This is a genomic window from Limnohabitans sp. (genome assembly GCF_046052825.1).
Lineage (GTDB): Bacteria > Pseudomonadota > Gammaproteobacteria > Burkholderiales > Burkholderiaceae_C > Limnohabitans.
Genome location: NZ_JAVLFP010000054.1, coordinates 16784 through 33973, shown reverse-complemented (window position 1 = coordinate 33973; position 17190 = coordinate 16784). Strand labels below are relative to the sequence as shown.

Below are 17190 nucleotides of genomic sequence, written 5' to 3'. Positions count from 1 at the left end.
CTTCGGGGCATGCGCAAAACGGCGGAGGAGACAAGCCATGAAAAGACGAGGCATTGTGCTGGCAGGTGCGGCCATGTGGGGGGGCGCACCGTTGCTTGGGTGGTCGCAGACGTACCCAGATCACCCCATCAAAATTTTTCAAGGATTCGCCCCCGGGGGCAATGCAGACAACATCGCGCGCGCCATCAGCGCAGAAATGAGCAAAGGTCTGAACCAGCCCTTTGTGATCGAGGCGCAATCTGGCGCGGGTGGGACGATTGCCGCAACCACGGTGGCCCGTGCCAAGCCTGACGGCTACAGCCTGTTGCTGGCCACCGGTGGCCACGCAGTGGCCGGCGCTTTGTACAACAACCTGCCCTACAAGACGGTGGCTGATTTCGAGATGGTCTCGACCATCACCTATTTCCCTTTTTTGATGGTGACGTCGGCCGAATCCAAGCTGCGCTCATTTGCCGATCTGTTGGCCATCTCAAAGAAGTCGGCGGAGGGCCTGAGTTACGGCTCGGCAGGTGTGGGCTCGACCCATCACTTGGCCGGTGAGTTGTTGGCCAAGATGGGCAAGATCAATTTGCTGCATGTTCCCTACCGAGGCGATGCGGGCGCCATCACCGCCTTGTTGTCCAACGATGTGGACTTCGTCATTGCCCCCCCCACTGCGGTGATGGCCAACATCAAAGCAGGCAAGCTGCGTGCTTTGGCAACGACAGGCCCCCTGCGTTGGCCCGGGCTGCCCGATGTGCCAACGGTGGCAGAACAAGGCGTGGTGGGTTACGACGTGCGCTCATGGGCTGGGTTGCTGGCCACCGCGGGGACGCCACGCGGCGTGGTGGATCGCCTCAATCAAGAGGTGCTCAAAGCCTTGCAGGCGCCCGTGGTCAAAGCGCGGCTCGAAGAAATGGGTGGAGAAGCCAAGGGCAGCACGCCAGAAGAAATGAAGGCCATGGTGGTGTTTGAACTGCAAAAGTGGACGCAAGTGGTCGCAGATGCAAAGGTACCCAAACAATGAGCGCCAGTTTCAAACCCCACCTGTCGCATGTAGGCGTGTCGTGTTTTGACATCGACAAGATGATCGACTTTTACACCTCGGTGTTTGACTTGAAGCTCACCGACAAAGGCCCAGGCTTCACCTTCCCCTTCATGCTGGCCTTTCTGAGTTCCAACCCCAAGCAGCACCACCAGTTGGCCTTGGCGCAAAACAGACCAGCGGGTGCGCCCAGCACCATCATGCAGCTCTCCTTCATGGTGAATGATTTGAACGATTTGCGTGAAGCGCGCCAACGTGCCTTGGCCAAAGGGGCCACCCAGATGCGGGGCTTGAACCATGGCAATGCCATGTCGATTTACTTCATGGACCCTGAAGACAACACGGTCGAGGTCTACTTTGACACGCCTTGGTACGTGGCGCAGCCACATGGCGACCCGCTCGACTTAGAACAAACAGACGCCGACATTTGGGCGGCCACCGAGAAAATCGTGCGCGCCGATCCAAGCTTCATGCCGGTTGAGGTGTGGAAAGAAAAAGTCTTTGGCGGGTGAGTGGCTATTGCCGCAACTGCTGCAAGGCACCGAGCAGGGCGTGAGCCGCCCTCACCACGCTTCAGTGGTTCTGTTGGCGTGAGGCATGCCAAGCTTTGAGCTCACCGATGAAGCCTCGACGGAACGCCACCACACACAGCACAAAAATAACGCCAATGATGACGTTGATCCAAGAGCCCACTTGGTCCGCCAAAAAGTTTTGCAAACCGATGATGGTGAAAGCCCCCAGCGCTGGCCCTGCAAAAGTTCCCAAGCCACCGAGCAAGGTCATCAAAATCACCTCGCCCGACAAGGACCAATGGGCATCGTTGAGCGTCACAAAGCCGAGCACCAAAGTTTTCATGGAGCCCGCCAAGCCCGCAATGGCGGTCGAGAGCACAAAGGCCATGAGTTTGTAGGTGTTGACGTCATAGCCCAAAGAGATGGCGCGGGTTTCGTTTTCGCGAATGGCTTTGAGCACTTGACCAAATGGCGAGTGAACAATGCGCACCACAAACAAAAACAAGGCCACAAAGACGGCCAGCACCACAAAGTAAAGCGACAGGTCGCTCTCGAGCGATACCAGGCCCAGCAGTTGCCCGCGTGGGACACCCTGCAAGCCATCTTCACCTCCGGTGAAAGGCGCTTGCAAAAACACAAAGTAAAACATTTGCGCCATGGCCAGTGTCACCATCGCAAAGTAAATGCCCTGACGGCGAATGGCCAGCAGCCCAACGCCCAAGCCGCACAGGCCTGCGACGACCGTGCCAGCCAGCACGCCCAACTCAGGCGAGAGGCCCGCAGAGCGGATCAACCAACCGGTGGTGTAACCCGCCACGCCAAAAAATGCGGCATGTCCAAAGGACAGCAGTCCTGTGAAGCCCATCAAGAGGTTGAAGGCCATGGCAAACATGGCATAGCACAGGGCCTTCATCATGAAGATGGGATACACGCCAATGAACGGGACGGCGATCAACAAGCCCAGGCAGATCCAAAGACACACGTGTGCCAAACGGGAGGAGGTTGGGGCGTGCATCAGGCTTCCTTCCCAAACAGTCCGGCAGGACGGATCATCAACACAATCGCCATGATGACAAACACCACGATGTTGGAGGCCTCGGGATAAAACACTTTGGTCAAGCCTTCAATCAGGCCCAGCGCTACGCCGGTGATGATGGAGCCCATGATGGAGCCCATGCCGCCGATGACCACCACCGCAAAAACGACAATGATCAAGTTGCTGCCCATCAGCGGGTTGATTTGAATCACGGGAGCGGCCAATACCCCGGCAAGCGCGGCCAGGCCACAGCCCGCGCCATAGGTCAGCATGACCATCAAGGGCACATTGATGCCAAATGCCTGAACCAGCTGCGGGTTTTCTGTGCCCGCGCGCAAGTACGAGCCCAGACGTGTGCGCTCAATCACAAACCAGGTGCCAAAACACACACTGAGGGACGCCAAGACCACCCAAGCGCGGTAGTTGGGCAAGATCATGAACCCCAGGTTGGTCGCGCCTTGTAGCAATTCGGGCACCGCATACGACTGACCCGACACGCCAAAGAACTCTCTGAAAATGCCCTCGCAAATCAGCGCCAATCCAAAGGTCAACAACAAGCCGTAGATGGGGTCAATTTTGTAGAGATGCTTGAGCAGGGTGCGCTCCAGCAGCACCCCCAAAGCGCCCACCAGCAAGGGCCCCAGCAACAGGGCCAACCAATAGTTCAGTCCGAAAACATCCAAGGACACAAACGCCACATAAGCGCCCATCATGTAGAACACGCCGTGCGCAAAATTCACGATACCCAAGAGACCGAAAATAACCGCCAACCCAAGGCTCAACATGGCGTAAAAAGAGCCGTTGACCAAGCCCAGTAACAACTGGCCCAGAAAGGCTTGAATGGGAATGCCAAAAATGTCCATGGGTGGCGAATCGGTTCAGGTTATTTCCAAGCGGCGCACTTGGTTTCGGCTTTGGTGGTGAAGGCCACGTCGCCTTTGATGGTTTCCACCACGTTGTAGTAGTCCCAAGGCTCGACCGATTTATCGGGGGTCTTGACTTGCATCAGGTACATGTCGTGGATCATGCGACCGTCATCACGGATGTAGCCGCCCTTGGCGAAGATGTCGTTGATTTTGGTTTTCTTCATTTGCGACAACACCTTGTCAGAGTCGTCGGTGCCAGAGGCTTTGACCGCTTGCAGGTACTGCAGCGCAGCAGAGTAGTTGGCCGCTTGAACCGAGGAAGGCATGCGCTTGATCTTCTCAAAGAACTTGCGGCTCCAAGCGCGGGTTTCGGCGTCTTTGTTCCAGTACCAGCTGTCGGTCAAGTACATGCCTTGGGTGGACTTCAAGCCCAGCGCGTGGATGTCGTTGATGAACACCAACAGACCCGCGAGTTGCATGGTTTTGGTGACACCAAATTCATTGGCGGCTTTGATGGCGTTGATGGTATCGCCGCCTGCATTGGCCAGCCCCAAGATCTGGGCTTTGCTGCCTTGTGCCTGCAGCATGAACGACGAGAAGTCGCTGGCTGACAAGGGGTGCTTGACCGCGCCGACAACCGTGCCGCCAGCGCCTTTGACCACCGTGGCGGTGTCGTTTTGCAAGGAGGCGCCAAAGGCGTAATCGGCTGTCAAGAAATACCAGCTTTTGCCGCCGGCTTTCACCACCGCGCCGCCGGTGCCCTTGGCCAGTGCCACGGTGTCATAGGCGTAGTGCACGGTGTAGGGGCTGCATTGTTCGTTGGTCAAGGCAGAAGTGCCTGCACCAATGGCGATGAAGAGTTTTTTCTTTTCTTGTGCCACTTTGGACATGGCCAAGGCGGTACCCGAGTTGGTGCCGCCCACCAGCATGTCCACCCCTTGGGTGTCAAACCACTCGCGTGCTTTGGCGGCGGCCACATCGGGTTTGTTTTGGTGGTCTGCCACCAACAACTCAATTTTCTTGCCGGCCACAGCACCACCCAGGTCAGCGATGGCCATGCGAATGGCGTCACCCCCTGCAGGGCCATCGATGTCGGCGTACAGGCCAGACAAGTCGGTGATGAAGCCAATGCGAATCACATCACCAGACACTTGGGCCTGCGCGTGGATGCCCACCATGCCCAGCCCAGCGAAGCTGAGGGCGGCAACGAGTTGTTTAAGTTTCATGACGGATCTCCTGTTGAAAATTTTTGAAAAACCAGCCGGGCCCTTAGACGCCGAGGTATTCGTGCAGCCGCTCCATCCGAGAGGGAAGTTCAGACTGCGTGAATTCTTGAATCACCTGACCGTGTTCCATCACCAAGAACCGATCGGCCAAAGGTGCTGCAAAGGTGAAGTTTTGTTCCACCATGATGATGGTGTAGCCCTGCTTGCGAAGGGTCTGCACCATGGCGGCGAGTTTTTGCACAATCACCGGTGCCAGGCCTTCTGAGATTTCGTCCAGCAGCAGCAATTTGGCGCCGGTTCGCAAAATGCGCGCCACGGCCAACATCTGTTGCTCACCGCCAGACAAACGGGTGCCTTGGCTGTTGGCGCGTTCTTTGAGGTTAGGGAACATCGCATAGATGTCATCCAAGCTCATGCCGCCGGGCGCCAACACCGGGGGCAGCAGCAAGTTTTCTTGTGCGGACAAACTTGAAAAAATCCCGCGCTCCTCAGGGCAATACCCCAAGCCAAAGCCAGCAATGCGATGGGGCGGCAGGTCGATGGTTTCGGTGCCGCGCACGCGGATCGATCCTTGGCGTGAACCTATCAAGCCCATGATGGCGCGCAAGGTACTGGTGCGTCCTGCCCCATTGCGGCCCAACAGCGTGACCACTTCGCCTTCGTGAACTTCAAAATTCACGCCGTGCAACACATGGGATTCACCGTACCAACCGTGCAGGTTTTCAATTTCAATCCAGGCGGCCATGGTCAGTGTGCTCCAGCGAGTTCGACCTGGGTGCTGCCCATGTAGGCCTCGATCACCGCAGGGTTTTTGGACACCTCGGCATAAGGCCCTTCGGCAAGCGTAGCGCCGCGTTGCAACACGGTGATGGTGTCTGCAATGCTGGACACCACACCCATGTTGTGCTCCACCATCAGCACGGTGCGGCTCGCCGCCACTTTTTTGATCAGTTGGCGAATGCGGTCGACATCTTCCAGTCCCATGCCTTGGGTGGGCTCGTCGAGCAGCATCAACTTGGGCGACATGGCCAGGGTGGTTGCAATCTCCAGCGCACGCTTGCGGCCATAGCTCAATTCGACGGCGCTGAGATGCGCAAACTTTTCCAAGTCCACTTGCTCCAACAGCGCCATGGCTTGGTCGTTCAACTGGTTCAGCGAACGTTCAGAGGTCCAAAACTGGAACGAGGTGTGCAGTTGTCGCTGCAGTGCGACGCGCACATTTTCGAGCACGCTCAAGTGCGGAAACACGGCTGAAATTTGAAATGAACGGATCACGCCCAAGCGGGCAATTTGTGCAGGCGCAAGAGGGGTGATGTCTTGCCCGTCCAACAAAATTTGCCCAGAGGTGGGGGCGAGGAACTTGGTGAGTAGGTTAAAACACGTGGTCTTGCCCGCACCGTTGGGGCCGATGAGCGCATGGATGGTGCCCCGTTTGACGCGCAGGTCCACCTTGTCCACGGCCACAAAGCCTTTGAACTCTTTCGTCAGTTGTTTGGTTTCTAGGATGCAGTCCACGAACGTTTTGTTCCAGCGTGAGAGGGTGGGTTGGTGTCATCCACAACCCGATGTTTGTGACTATACGAAAAAGAGGTTGAGGGATAACCCTTTGCCTGACCTTTGAGTTGCTGCAAGATGTCCCGTACTTGGCGCGCAACGCCCCGGGATGGATGGGCCATGCACCAGTTCGGCGCGATTCGCCCGCAAAATGGCGTGGTCACGCACTGTCCGAGTGGCATGGAATGTGCGGTTGTAGCGGGTGTGATCCAACGACAGAAAGACCTGTGATGAATGTAGACCTGATGCAAACTTTTCGATGCAATGTGCGCCCCTTCGTGCGATGCGTCCTGGCCGCGCTGTTGTGCGCCTCAGCCGCCGTGTCAGCCCAAACCAACGACTATCCCAACCGCCCGATCACCTTGATCACGCCGTTTCCCGCCGCAGGCTCCACCGATTTGATTGCCAGAACCATTGCCCAAAAATTGGGTGAGGTGTTGGGCAAGCCTGTGGTGGTTGAAAACCATGCCGGTGCAGGCGGCAACATTGGCTCCAACATCGTGGCCAAGGCCGTGCCCGATGGATACACGATCTTGATCACGTCTTCCAGCACCCACTCGATTGGGGCGGTGTTGAACAAAAACGTGCCTTTCAATTACGACAGCGACTTCACCCCCATCATCTACGGCGCTTTGGCCCCCAATATCTTTCTGGTGACCAAGACCATCCCGGCCGCCAATTTGAAAGACTTCATTGGCTTTGCCAAAGCCAATCCCACCGTCTTGAATTTTTCTTCTGCGGGCAACGGCACCATCATGCATTTGACGGGAGAGGCCTTCAAGGTGGAAGCCGGTGTGCAGATGGTGCACGTGCCCTACAAAGGTTCAGGCTTGTCGATTCCAGATTTGATCTCCGGAAAGATCCATGTGCTCTTTGACAGCATCGTCTCGGGTGTGTCGCATGTGCAAGACGGCAAACTGGTGGCCTTGGCCGTGCTGGGCAAGAACCGCTCGCCTTTGTTGCCCAATACGCCTACGCTGAAAGAGATCGGTGCGCCGTATGGCCTGAAAGATTTCGAATCCGTCAACTGGTGGGGGTTTTATGGCCCGAAGAACTTACCCAAAGACATCCAGTCGAAATTGAACCAGGCCCTGAACAAGGTGCTGAAATCCAAAGACGTGATCGACAAATTGGCAACCTTGGGTGCCGAGCCAGGAGGCGGCACGCCCGAGGCTTTTCAAGAACTGGTGTTGAAAGACCGGGCGCAGTGGAGACGACTCATCGAGAGTCAAAAAATCACGCTGGATTAAGCTTTCAATCTCAGGATGGCCACAGCTTTGTCGGCCAACAGCGGGCCCTCAACGTGCATGGCTGGCGACGCATGGGCCAACACGGTGCTGCTGGTGATGGGCAGCATGGGGGCACCTAATGTGTCCACGATGTCTTGGGTCGAAGCCGCATAGACCACCCGCTTGACTTTGGCCCAGAACATGGCGCCGCTGCACATGGCGCAGGGTTCTCCGCTGGCATACACGGTTGCGCCTTCTAAGCTTTTGGCGCCCAGCATGTTTGTGGCCTCGCGCACCAGCACCATTTCAGCATGCCCCGTGCAGTCTCCACTGGTGATTTGGTTGTTTCTGGCCACCAACAAGCCCTGTCCCTGGGCTGAGGCCAACACAGCGCCAAACGGCATGTCGCCAGCAAGGTGTGCGGTCAAAGAGGCGTCGATGGCGGTTTGCATGAACAATTCATCTTGAGGTGTGAACATGGTGTGGCTTTCAGAGTTCATCAATGCTGGTGGATTGGGGGGCTGCCACACCGACCCCGTCGTCTATGGAAAACCTGTCTCGTGTCGTGGTGTAAAAGCTGGCCCCGAAGCGCGCGACGGGGTGGTAATCCCTTAAGTTCACTCGCCAAGCCTGTGTGTCGATCAATCCGTCGCGCGCAGTCAGCCACTTCACGCGGCCAATGAACACATACCGGCTGTCGGTTTCCAGCGTTTCATGCAGCACGCATTCAAAGGCCACCGGAGCCTGGGCGATGCGGGGTGGTTTGACCGTGTGTGACGGCACAGAGGTCAACCCCACGTGGGTCAATTCACTCACCTCGGGTGGCAGTGCTTCGCCACAAGCGTGCATCTTTTGAGCCATGGCTTCGTCGGTCATGTGGACCACAAACTCACCATGACTCAAGATGTTGGCGGCGGTGTCCTTGAGCCGCCCATCGGTCAGTCGGTTGATGCTGAGCATCAGAATCGGCGGGTCTTCGCCCACCATGTTGAACATGGAGAAAGGGGCTGCGTTGGCCACCCCATTGACACCAAGCGTCGTGACCAAGGCAATAGGCCTTGGCACGATCAGGCTTGCCATCAGCTTGTAGCGCTGGTAAGCGCTGATTTGCTCAAAGTCAACTTCAGTCATCCCTACTTTCAGGTGGGTTGTTTGCCAACGATGCCGTCCACATACCACTTCATCTGCCAAATTTCGTCTTCGCTGATGGTCTTGCCAGCAGCAACTCGCATTTTGCCTTCTGTGTCTTTGATTGGACCGGTGAAGGGATGGAACTTGCCAGCCAAGATGTTGGTTTTGGTTTTATCAAACACGCCGAGTGCCGCAGCGGGCACTTCTTTGTTGGGTTTGACCACCTGCACGATCCCTTCTTTCATGCCCCACTTGGTGTCTTCAGACTTCCATTTGCCTTCGAGCAATTGGCGTACTTTGTGAACGTAGTAAACGCCCCAATTCAGTGTGTTGCCCGACAGGTGCGCACGTGGACCAAAACGTGACATGTCAGAGTCTTGGCCAAATGCGTAGACGCCTTTGGATTCTGCGAGTTGCACAACGGCTGTGGAGTCGGTGTTTTGATAAAGCATGTCAGCGCCGTTGTTGATCAGGCTCAGCGCTGCCTCTTGCTCTTTCACGGGGTCGTACCAGGTGTTGACCCAGACCACTTTGGCCGTGACCTTGGGATTCACACTTTTGGCACCTAAAACGAAGGCATCTAAATTGCGGATGACCTCAGGAATTGGAAAGGGCGCTACATAACCCAAGACATTGGTTTTTGTTTTGTGCCCTGCCAAGATACCCAGCAAGTAAGCACCTTCATAAAAGCGCGTTTGGTAGATCCCCACGTTAGCGGCGGTTTTGTAACCGGAACAGTGCTCGAACACCACATTGGGAAAATCAGCCGCGACTTTGATGGTGGGATCCATGAAGCCAAAAGAGGTGGTGAAAATCATCTTGCACCCAGTGGCAATCAGGTCACGAATGACCCGTTCGGCATCGGCTGATTCGGGCACTTTCTCCACGAAAACCGTCTCCACCTTGCTGCCAAATTCCTTCTCGACCATTTTGCGACCCAGATCGTGTTGGTAGGTCCAACCCGAGTCGGCGATGGGGCCTGGATAAATGAAGCCGATTTTGAGTTTGTCAGCCGCAAAGGCCTGTTGGGGTAACAGGGTGCTCGCAGCAGCAGCCAATCCCGAAGACATGAATAGACGACGTGGGTTCATGGTGACTCCTAAAAGGGCGCCAGGAAACTCTGGCTGAGTGCGCAGATGCACAATCAATGCCACCCTTGAATCTTCCTAAGTTATTGATGGATAGAGGTAAAAATCAGAGGGCAGCTTCTACCCAACAGTTGTTTTTGGTGCAGTCGGCACGGGCTTGGTGCGACATGCCACTTTGCCAGTGCGGCAACACCAGGCAGGCCTGCACGGCAGCAGGTGTGTGTCTTTGAACTGCGCTGGCGCATTGCCAGCGTGCAAAGCCCGCAGGTCAACCGAAGATTCATGGTCGCATGGAGATGGGCGCGATCCAGGCGCAAGCTGCGACAGACCTTGCCCGTCACCAAGGGACGGCCACGCCTCGCGCGTGGGCCAGCTCACCGAGCTCGGTGATCAAGTTCATGGGCATTGGAATGCCATCTTGCAAACGTTGTGCGTAGCAGGCTTGTCCGCGCTCCCCGGGCATCAGCAGCGCGCCCTCGGGATCGGCGGTGGGCAACTGCTTGATGCTGTCCACCGTGCGTTCAAGCTCGTGGATGAATTGATCCAAGGGGCAAAAGCGCGCCACATCCAATGCCAGCACCCAAGCGTTTTGTCGGTGCCTGCGTCCACCGGGTTGGTCGGACAGGTAGTCGGCAATGATGGGGTTCATCATCACCAAGCTCGCCATCATTTCAAACATCAAAGCCAGTCCTGAGCCTTTGGGGCCCGACATGGGCATGGGGATGGTGGCCTGTTGTGGGTCGGTGGTGGGCTGGCCTTGCGCGTCGAGTGCAAGTCCAGGTGCCAGCGAGGTGTTGAAAATTTTGGCCTGCTTGAGTTGCCCCATCGACACCGCGCCTGAGGCCATGTCCAAAATCATGGGCTCACCGTGAGGGGCGGGCACCGCGATGGACAGCGGGGCGGTGGACACACCGGCTGCGCTGGCGCCGTGGTAGGCCATCAAAGGCAGCGAAGCGGCAAATGCCACGCCCACCATGCCTTGGCGTGCCATCTGTTGCGTGAAGTAACCCAGTGCACCGGTGTGGGTGGTGTCGCGCACCATCACCAAACCCAGGCCCACGGCACGTGCTTTGTCCATCGCCTGTGTGCAGGCCTGTTGCATGGCCACAGCGCCTGCACTGGCATCGGCCTCCAGCACCTGCACGGCCACGGTGTCTTGCAACACCTTGAGGTTGGGCTGAGTCTTGATGATGCCTTTGTGCATGAAGTTCAGGTAAAGACCCACGCGGCTGAGGCCATGCGTGTCGATGCCACGCAATTCGGCCCACACCAAGGCTTGGGCCACCGTATCGGCTGCTGAAGCCTGCATGCCAGCTTGGACAAAGAGGGCCCTGACAAACGATTGCAGCTGTGCCGCTGACACCAAGGGGGTGTGGTTCATGGGGGGTCAGGCTTTGAGCAATTGCGCGTCGATCAGTGCGTGTCGAATGCGTTCAATTTCATCGTCAGAAATTTTGACCAGGGGAGGGCGAACCACGGCGCGTGGCAACTTGCCCATCAAGACCAAGGCTTCTTTCATGCGGTTGTGCATGTCGACAAACGGGTCGGTGTAAAACACTTCGGCTGTGCTGTGGATGCGGTCGTGGAGCTGCTGCGCCAAGGCCAGGTCTTTGTTTTGCACGGCATGAAAAAGCTGCGCATGCAAGTCTGGAATCACCGAACCACTGCCTGACAGCAGCCCATTGCAGCCCAGCACCAGGGAGCTGAACAACCAAGCGCTGTGGGTGCTCAACACATTCACCGGCGGCGTGCGTGTTTGCAGGGCTTTGATTTGACGGTAAGCCAACTGGGCATTGCCACACCAGTCCTTGATCGCGGCAATGCTGGGAACTTCTTCGACCATGCGAATCAGCGTAGAGAGGGGGTAGCCTTGCCCGCCTGCTGGGTTGTACTGAAACACGATCAGAGGCAGGTCCGTCACATCGGCAATGCGCTTGACGTGCTCAATGGCCATTTCAGGCCGTTGGCCAAAGGTGTAAATGCCCGAAGGGAAAACCAAAAGCGCAGAGGCACCGCCGGCATCGGCCATCTTGGCCAAGCGCTGGGCCTCCATGCTGCTGTCCGTGTAAATGCCATTGACGATGGGCATGGTTGCGCCCACTTCGTCTTGGGTGATCTCCAGCACACGCTGCTGTTCTTCAAAGGTGCAGGAGCCTGCCTCGGTCGAGTGCGCATTGATGGTGATGGCTGTGACGCCTGGCACGTTGGTGACATCACGCAAGTGCGAGCGGTAACTTGCTTCATCAATCGAGAGGTCATCGAAAAAAGGCAGCAGCACAGCGGGAATGACGCCGTGGGGATAGAAGCTATGGCGAGTGGTCATGGTGCATCATGGGAGTTGTTGAGGCGGGCTCAGGATAAACCATTTCAACGGCACAATCCTTCAAACTTAAACTTTCGGGGACACGGTTTATGAGCAAGTCAATGGCAACTCAGCATGTGGTCGCAGGTGTCCATCTCGCCCGACCTTTTCAAGTCAGACGCTTGGGTCACTTTGGCATCAATGTGGCCTCGGTCGATCGGGCCTACGAGTTCTATGGGCGCTTGCTAGGGTTTGAAATTTCAGACGAACTGGACTTTGGTCCCCGCGTGCCCGATGCGCTGAAAGCACAGGTGGGTCCGACGCGCGGACTCTTCACCCGCCATGGCACGGACCACCATTCCTTTGTGTTGTTTCCGCAAGCGGCGATGGCTGCCAGCAACCCGCACTACAGCAAGTTCCCTCGGCTCAACATCAACCAAATCACCTGGCAGGTGTCGTCCTTGCGTGAAGTAGTCGATTGCTTTGATTGGTTCCAAGCCCAAGGTTTGCCAGTCCTGCGTTCTGGACGCGACACCCCCGGATCGAACTGGCATTTGTACCCTGTGGACCCGGCGGGTCACATCAACGAGTTGTATTACGGCATCGAACAAATCGGTTGGTCAGGCTATTCCAAGCCCATGTCGATGCATGGCATTCGCTACACCCAGCCGCCGCAAATTCCCCACCGGTCTGAGTTCGCCGAAGTCAACCAAGGTGTCTCCCAAGGTGTGTCGTTGACCGACGGGTACCGCCGCCATTCACAACCTGAAGAGGTGTTTGATGTGGAGGGCGTTTTGTTGGCGCGCCCCTTCAAGATCAGCAAGGTTGGCCCAGTGCGTTTGTTCGTTGACGATGTCGCGGCGGTCGCCGACTTTTACCAGCGGGTCATGGGATTGGCCGTGACCGAGCAGGTCGATGTGTTGGGTCATCGGTGTTGGTTTTTCAGAACCAACACCGAGCACCATGCCCTGGCGATTTATCCGGAAGCTTTGCGGGGTGCGCTGGGGCTCCACAGCACCCACAGCCTGATGGGTTTTGGAGTGCAGTTGGGCAGCTACGCTCAGCTGCGGCACGCGGTTGATTTTTTAGGCCAAGCAGGGATCCATCCGGTCGATTTGCCGCAGGCGCTCTCACCCGGTGTGGGCCATCACGTGTGGGTGCAAGACCCGGACGGCAACCTGTTGCAGTTGTATTGGGAGATGGAACAAATTGGTTGGGACGGCAAACCGCGTCCTGCAGCGCAGCGTCGTGTGTGGCACAACAACCCAAGCACTTGGCCCGAAGTCATCGACCCACAAAGCGACAGCTTCATGGGCGAAGTGTTTTTAGGACCCTTGAATTAACTCACCGACAAAGGCAGGTTCTTGTGCAACCAGCCCGACACCAAGTCAATCACCATGGGATTGCCTTCGCCCAAAATGAAGTGGTCGGTGTTGGCAAACAAATGCAAGTCGGTCGGTTGACCCGCATGCGCAAACAAGTCGACCGACTGTTCGGTGGGCGTGACCGTGTCGTTGGAGGGATGAATCAGCAGCAGTGGGCGTGGCGCAATCTGGCCCACCACCTCGTTGGCGCGGAAGTTGTACATGCTCTCCACCACTTCATAGGGGAATTCCAAAATTGAACCCTGGGCAAGTTGGGTGCGCAAGCCCGGTTGAATGGGCACGATGTCATAGCGCGGCACCATCATCGACTCACCTTGCGCCAAGCGCTTGCGACCTTCGGCCATCATGTCGGTGAATTTTTTCCACGCCTCGGGGGAGGCGTGTTGTTTGCGGAATTTCTTCTCACCATCGCCCCAGCCGCCGGTGGAGATGCAAGCCGCGATGCGTGTGTCCACCCCTGCGGCATACACGGCCACGGCAGCGCCAAAGCTGTGGCCCATCACGCCAATCCGGCTGGCATCCACCTCGGGGCGGGTTTGCAAAAAGTCGATGGCCGCTTGGGTGTCTTGCACCTGTTCTAAGCAAATCACTTTGCCGCGCTGGCCCTCGCTCTCGCCGCAGCCGCGCATGTCAAAGCGCAGGGTGATGTACCCGAGTTGCGCAAAGAGTTCGGCTGCCGCTTTGGACATGCCGCCGCTCTTGTTGCTGCCAAAGCCGTGCAAGACCACGATGGCGGCTTGTGGGGTCTGCGCTGAAGCCGAAGCAGGCACATGCAGCACGCCAGAAATGGTCAGACCGCTAGACAGAAAGCTGATGGTGTGTTCCATGTGTGATGTTCTTGCATCGAGTTAAACCTGCCGCAGTTTACGTGCGCCCCAGTGAATGCAAGGCGGTGGGTGTCGCCCCCGCGAAATGGGGGTTAACCCGTGGGCAGGAGGGCCGCGATAGCGGCACGCACGTCGTTTGGAATCGGCATGGAACGGTGGGTGTTCAAGTCGGTGAACACGAGCACTTGATGCGCCAAGAAACGCACCTTGTTGTGGCATTGGCACACATAGTTGAGCGTGAGTGAACTCTGGCCCATACGCTCGACCGACAGACCCAAGCTCACGATGTCACCCATTCGGCTCACGGCTTTGAAGTCGCATTCAAGACGCAAGGTGGGGGTTCCAACGCGACGCACGCCCAACAGGTCGTCGTAGGCAATGCCCAGTCCTTCGGTGAACCAGTCCTCCAACACGCCGTTGAGCATGATCAAGTACTGTGGGTAAAACACGATGCCCGCTGGGTCGCAATGGCTGAACCGGATACGAATGGGTTTTTCAAACAGGGGATGAGAGTTCATGGTCTGGTTTTATCATGGGCTGCATCGTTGACGCATGCTTGACTTGGGAGATCAGTTTTCAATGCCTACATTTTCATCTGAACGCCGTTGGGGACTTCTGTGCGTGGTCGGCTTGACCATGGCGCTGTGGAGTCATGCCCAACCTGCATTTCCCAGCAAGCCCGTCACCCTGGTGGTTCCGACCGCCGCAGGGGGAACCACCGACTTGTCGGCACGCATGCTGGCGCAGGCCCTGTCCCCCGTGCTTGGGCAGTCCATCGTGGTGGACAACAAAGGCGGTGGCAACGGCAACATTGCAGCCAACCAAGTCAAGCGCGCGCCTGCCGATGGCTACACCTTGCTGATGCAGTACTCGGGCTACCACGTGATCTCGCCGCATGTGACCCGCCAGAAGCAATGGGACTTGAGCGACTTTCAGGCCGTGGCCAATGTCATTTCAGCGCCCCAAATCATCGTGGTGCGGGTCGATTTGCCGGTCAAAAATTTGGATGAATTGATCGCGTACGCCAAGGCCAATCCTGGCAAGTTGAATTACGCCTCCTCAGGCAACGGGTCCTTGCAGCACGTCACCGGCGCCATGCTGGAGCAGCAAGCGGGCATCAAGATGGTTCACGTGCCCTACAAAGGCACGGGCCCGGCCTTGCAAGATTTGTTGGCCGGCCAAGTTGACTTGACCTTTGGCACGGCGCCGCCGTTCATGCCCCACATCGCCGTTGGCAAATTGCGTGTCCTGGCCGTCACCAGCAAAGACCGTCTGTCGAGCTTGCCCCAAGTGCCCACCACCGCCGAGGCGGGCTATCCCAAGGTCAATGCCACGTCGTGGTTTGCCGTGTTTGCGCCAGCTGCCATGCCCAAGGCCGTGGTGGACAAACTCACCGCGGACATTCAGCAGGTGGTGCGCAGCGCGGCCTTCGTTCAAAAAGCCCAAGAGCAGGGCGCCACGGCCGACTACCTCAACCCCTCACAGCTGAGCGAGCGTGTGAACGCAGAATTCAAAACTTGGCAGTCGGTGGTTCAAAGCTCAAAAATTGAAGCCGAGTGAGCGTGCGCTCAACAGCACGCCAAGCCTCAGGGTTTGTTTTTTTCCACGCTGCGCACCAGTGGCGTCCAGCGGTCAATTTCTGTTTTGAAAAAAGCGTTGAAGGTGTTGGCGTCCAATGTGCCGGTTTCAATGCCTTCAAAAGCCAACTGGGCTTGAACCGAAGGCGCTTGCAGACCCCGGCGAACCTCGGCATTGATCTTGTCCACCAAGTCCTTGGGCATGCCCGCAGGCCCTGACAGTGAAAACCACGTGGTGGCGTTGAGGTTGGGGTAGCCCGATTCGGCGAAGGTCGGGATCTCTGGGTAAGCGCTCAAGCGTTTGGCGGAGGTGACCGCGAGCGCCCGAATGCGCCCCGATTTGATATGCGAACTGGCAGACGAGAACGTCACAATCGCGGCCGGAATTTGGTTGCCCATCAAGTCGCCCATGGCGCCGGCACCCCCTCGGTAGTTCACATGGACCAAGTTGATCTTGGCCGTCTGGGCCAGCAACTCACCGATCAAATGCCCATGGGTCCCCAAGCCCGGCGAACCCCAGCTCAACCCATTGGCTTGTGCATTGGCGTATTGCACAAAGCCTTTGACATCTTTGATGGGCAACTCGGCGTTGACCACCAACACCAGCGGCGGACCGCCCAGCAACGCAATGTGGGTGAAGTCTCGCAGCGGGTCGTACACGTTGCTCAGCGTGGCCGGCGCGATCACATGTGAGCCAATGCCCGACACCACCAAGTTGTAGCCATCGGGCGGCAACTTGAGAACCGCTTGTGAGCCAATCACGCCACCCGCACCGGCACGGTTGTCAATCACAAAGGGCTGCTTGTAGACCTTGCTCAAGTGGTTGCTGGCCATTCGGCCCAAGGTGTCTGCGCCGCCTCCTGGCACGTAGGGCACCACCAAGCGCACGGATTTGGTGGGCCACTCGTTTTGGGCCCACGAGGTGGGCGTGAGCCACACCAATGCACCCAAGGCCAAGGCCCAGCGGCGAAAAAAATAGAACAAGCGCTTGTCTCCTAAGGGCTCAGAGATGACGTCAAACGGCTTTGATGAAAATCTGTTGGCCTCTGACCGACACGGGGTAGGTTTTGAGCGGCGTCATACAGGGGGGCTCCATGACTTCACCGGTGCGTATGTTGAACGCTCCGTTGTGGAAATTGCACTCCACCATGTCGCCCAAGATACAGCCCTCGGACAGGGAGCCGGGTCCATGGGTGCAGGTGTCGTCGGTGACATAGAAGTCTCCTTCGACCTGGAACACCGCCAACACCAAGCCCTGCGTTTCCACTTTGACCGCTTGGCCTTCTGCCACCTCATCGGTGTTGCACACGGCTATCAATTCTTGCGACCCACTCATGTTCTCTCCATTTGACACACAAACCGAGCGGATGATATCGTTGTTCTTTTTTGCAGAACGCTGTTCCTTCATGTGGAACAGCCTGGTTGGAGACCCT

The 17190-nt window shown here is 57.2% G+C and carries 19 protein-coding genes; 5 read left to right on the top strand and 14 right to left on the bottom strand.

Annotation, left to right across the window (positions count from 1 at the left end):
• Positions 1-37 precede the first annotated feature (37 nt).
• On the top strand, positions 38-1006 hold the full coding sequence (locus ACKWJN_RS09045) for a tripartite tricarboxylate transporter substrate binding protein (protein ID WP_408596172.1): 969 nt from the start codon (positions 38-40) through the stop codon (positions 1004-1006).
• Positions 1003-1536 carry a VOC family protein gene (locus ACKWJN_RS09040; protein WP_408596170.1) on the top strand — a complete coding sequence of 178 codons (534 nt, stop codon included), beginning with the start codon at positions 1003-1005 and terminating at the stop codon, positions 1534-1536. Before ACKWJN_RS09045 ends, ACKWJN_RS09040 begins: the two co-directional genes overlap by 4 nt.
• Before the next feature lie 61 nt (positions 1537-1597).
• Here the strand turns inward: ACKWJN_RS09040 and ACKWJN_RS09035 are convergent, their stop codons facing one another.
• The 5 genes from ACKWJN_RS09035 to ACKWJN_RS09015 are packed head-to-tail and all read right to left on the bottom strand — an operon-like array spanning position 1598 to position 6179.
• On the bottom strand, positions 1598-2551 hold the full coding sequence (locus ACKWJN_RS09035; protein ID WP_408596168.1) for a branched-chain amino acid ABC transporter permease: 954 nt from the start codon (positions 2549-2551) through the stop codon (positions 1598-1600).
• Positions 2551-3435, bottom strand: a complete 885-nt coding sequence (locus tag ACKWJN_RS09030) for a branched-chain amino acid ABC transporter permease (protein ID WP_408596167.1) — start codon at positions 3433-3435, stop codon at positions 2551-2553. The genes ACKWJN_RS09035 and ACKWJN_RS09030 overlap by 1 nt, the downstream gene beginning before the upstream one ends.
• Positions 3436-3455: 20 nt before the next feature.
• Positions 3456-4664, bottom strand: a complete 1209-nt coding sequence (locus tag ACKWJN_RS09025; protein WP_408596165.1) for an ABC transporter substrate-binding protein — start codon at positions 4662-4664, stop codon at positions 3456-3458.
• 43 nt (positions 4665-4707) lie between these two features.
• Positions 4708-5409 (bottom strand): ABC transporter ATP-binding protein, encoded by a 702-nt coding sequence (locus ACKWJN_RS09020; RefSeq protein WP_408596163.1) that lies wholly within the window; start codon positions 5407-5409, stop codon positions 4708-4710.
• 2 nt (positions 5410-5411) lie between these two features.
• Positions 5412-6179 carry an ABC transporter ATP-binding protein gene (locus tag ACKWJN_RS09015; protein ID WP_408596161.1) on the bottom strand — a complete coding sequence of 256 codons (768 nt, stop codon included), beginning with the start codon at positions 6177-6179 and terminating at the stop codon, positions 5412-5414.
• A 284-nt stretch (positions 6180-6463) separates the two neighbouring features.
• Here ACKWJN_RS09015 and ACKWJN_RS09010 point away from each other — a divergent pair, with 284 nt between their 5' ends.
• Positions 6464-7468, top strand: a complete 1005-nt coding sequence (locus tag ACKWJN_RS09010; RefSeq protein ID WP_408596159.1) for a Bug family tripartite tricarboxylate transporter substrate binding protein — start codon at positions 6464-6466, stop codon at positions 7466-7468.
• On the opposite strand, the gene ACKWJN_RS09005 is transcribed toward ACKWJN_RS09010, so the two are convergent.
• The 5 genes from ACKWJN_RS09005 to ACKWJN_RS08985 form a co-directional block, all read right to left on the bottom strand.
• Positions 7465-7926, bottom strand: coding sequence for a nucleoside deaminase (locus ACKWJN_RS09005; protein WP_408596158.1), 462 nt, complete (start codon positions 7924-7926; stop codon positions 7465-7467). The two genes, ACKWJN_RS09010 and ACKWJN_RS09005, sit on opposite strands and share 4 nt — an antisense overlap.
• Positions 7927-7936: 10 nt before the next feature.
• Positions 7937-8578 carry a flavin reductase family protein gene (locus ACKWJN_RS09000; RefSeq protein ID WP_408596156.1) on the bottom strand — a complete coding sequence of 214 codons (642 nt, stop codon included), beginning with the start codon at positions 8576-8578 and terminating at the stop codon, positions 7937-7939.
• A gap of 8 nt (positions 8579-8586) precedes the next feature.
• Positions 8587-9669: a BMP family ABC transporter substrate-binding protein gene (locus tag ACKWJN_RS08995; protein WP_408596154.1), complete on the bottom strand. Its 1083-nt coding sequence runs from the start codon at positions 9667-9669 to the stop codon at positions 8587-8589.
• Between the two features lie 334 nt (positions 9670-10003).
• Entirely contained in the window at positions 10004-11047 is a 1044-nt protein-coding gene (locus ACKWJN_RS08990) for an Ldh family oxidoreductase (protein ID WP_408596152.1), read from the bottom strand.
• A gap of 6 nt (positions 11048-11053) precedes the next feature.
• Entirely contained in the window at positions 11054-11989 is a 936-nt protein-coding gene (locus tag ACKWJN_RS08985) for a dihydrodipicolinate synthase family protein (RefSeq protein WP_408596150.1), read from the bottom strand.
• A 101-nt stretch (positions 11990-12090) separates the two neighbouring features.
• Between ACKWJN_RS08985 and ACKWJN_RS08980 the strand changes: the two genes are divergently transcribed.
• Positions 12091-13311, top strand: a complete 1221-nt coding sequence (locus ACKWJN_RS08980; RefSeq protein ID WP_408596148.1) for a VOC family protein — start codon at positions 12091-12093, stop codon at positions 13309-13311.
• Here the strand turns inward: ACKWJN_RS08980 and ACKWJN_RS08975 are convergent.
• Together ACKWJN_RS08975 and ACKWJN_RS08970 are read right to left on the bottom strand one after the other, a co-directional pair.
• Positions 13308-14180, bottom strand: a complete 873-nt coding sequence (locus tag ACKWJN_RS08975) for an alpha/beta hydrolase (protein WP_408596146.1) — start codon at positions 14178-14180, stop codon at positions 13308-13310. The genes ACKWJN_RS08980 and ACKWJN_RS08975 overlap by 4 nt on opposite strands.
• Positions 14181-14272: 92 nt before the next feature.
• Positions 14273-14698 (bottom strand): acyl-CoA thioesterase, encoded by a 426-nt coding sequence (locus tag ACKWJN_RS08970; protein WP_408596144.1) that lies wholly within the window; start codon positions 14696-14698, stop codon positions 14273-14275.
• 118 nt (positions 14699-14816) lie between these two features.
• Between ACKWJN_RS08970 and ACKWJN_RS08965 the strand changes: the two genes are divergently transcribed.
• A complete protein-coding gene (locus ACKWJN_RS08965) occupies positions 14817-15740 on the top strand; it encodes a Bug family tripartite tricarboxylate transporter substrate binding protein (RefSeq protein ID WP_408596270.1) in 924 nt (307 codons plus the stop codon).
• A 26-nt stretch (positions 15741-15766) separates the two neighbouring features.
• Here ACKWJN_RS08965 and ACKWJN_RS08960 read toward each other — a convergent pair whose 3' ends face one another.
• Both ACKWJN_RS08960 and ACKWJN_RS08955 read right to left on the bottom strand, forming a co-directional pair.
• Entirely contained in the window at positions 15767-16741 is a 975-nt protein-coding gene (locus ACKWJN_RS08960; RefSeq protein ID WP_408596142.1) for a Bug family tripartite tricarboxylate transporter substrate binding protein, read from the bottom strand.
• 31 nt (positions 16742-16772) lie between these two features.
• Positions 16773-17093 carry a non-heme iron oxygenase ferredoxin subunit gene (locus tag ACKWJN_RS08955; RefSeq protein WP_408596140.1) on the bottom strand — a complete coding sequence of 107 codons (321 nt, stop codon included), beginning with the start codon at positions 17091-17093 and terminating at the stop codon, positions 16773-16775.
• Between the last annotated feature and the right edge of the window lie 97 nt (positions 17094-17190).

What these genes read in the sequence shown, in the direction of transcription:
- ACKWJN_RS09045 (WP_408596172.1), top strand. Translation starts at nt 38, where the DNA reads ATGAAAAGACGAGGCATTGTGCTGGCAGGTGCGGCCATGTGGGGGGGC.
- ACKWJN_RS09040 (WP_408596170.1), top strand. Translation starts at nt 1,003, where the DNA reads ATGAGCGCCAGTTTCAAACCCCACCTGTCGCATGTAGGCGTGTCGTGT.
- ACKWJN_RS09035 (WP_408596168.1), bottom strand. Translation starts at nt 2,551, where the DNA reads ATGCACGCCCCAACCTCCTCCCGTTTGGCACACGTGTGTCTTTGGATC.
- ACKWJN_RS09030 (WP_408596167.1), bottom strand. Translation starts at nt 3,435, where the DNA reads ATGGACATTTTTGGCATTCCCATTCAAGCCTTTCTGGGCCAGTTGTTA.
- ACKWJN_RS09025 (WP_408596165.1), bottom strand. Translation starts at nt 4,664, where the DNA reads ATGAAACTTAAACAACTCGTTGCCGCCCTCAGCTTCGCTGGGCTGGGC.
- ACKWJN_RS09020 (WP_408596163.1), bottom strand. Translation starts at nt 5,409, where the DNA reads ATGGCCGCCTGGATTGAAATTGAAAACCTGCACGGTTGGTACGGTGAA.
- ACKWJN_RS09010 (WP_408596159.1), top strand. Translation starts at nt 6,464, where the DNA reads ATGCAAACTTTTCGATGCAATGTGCGCCCCTTCGTGCGATGCGTCCTG.
- ACKWJN_RS09005 (WP_408596158.1), bottom strand. Translation starts at nt 7,926, where the DNA reads ATGTTCACACCTCAAGATGAATTGTTCATGCAAACCGCCATCGACGCC.
- ACKWJN_RS09000 (WP_408596156.1), bottom strand. Translation starts at nt 8,578, where the DNA reads ATGACTGAAGTTGACTTTGAGCAAATCAGCGCTTACCAGCGCTACAAG.
- ACKWJN_RS08995 (WP_408596154.1), bottom strand. Translation starts at nt 9,669, where the DNA reads ATGAACCCACGTCGTCTATTCATGTCTTCGGGATTGGCTGCTGCTGCG.
- ACKWJN_RS08990 (WP_408596152.1), bottom strand. Translation starts at nt 11,047, where the DNA reads ATGAACCACACCCCCTTGGTGTCAGCGGCACAGCTGCAATCGTTTGTC.
- ACKWJN_RS08985 (WP_408596150.1), bottom strand. Translation starts at nt 11,989, where the DNA reads ATGACCACTCGCCATAGCTTCTATCCCCACGGCGTCATTCCCGCTGTG.
- ACKWJN_RS08980 (WP_408596148.1), top strand. Translation starts at nt 12,091, where the DNA reads ATGGCAACTCAGCATGTGGTCGCAGGTGTCCATCTCGCCCGACCTTTT.
- ACKWJN_RS08975 (WP_408596146.1), bottom strand. Translation starts at nt 14,180, where the DNA reads ATGGAACACACCATCAGCTTTCTGTCTAGCGGTCTGACCATTTCTGGC.
- ACKWJN_RS08970 (WP_408596144.1), bottom strand. Translation starts at nt 14,698, where the DNA reads ATGAACTCTCATCCCCTGTTTGAAAAACCCATTCGTATCCGGTTCAGC.
- ACKWJN_RS08965 (WP_408596270.1), top strand. Translation starts at nt 14,817, where the DNA reads ATGGCGCTGTGGAGTCATGCCCAACCTGCATTTCCCAGCAAGCCCGTC.
- ACKWJN_RS08955 (WP_408596140.1), bottom strand. Translation starts at nt 17,093, where the DNA reads ATGAGTGGGTCGCAAGAATTGATAGCCGTGTGCAACACCGATGAGGTG.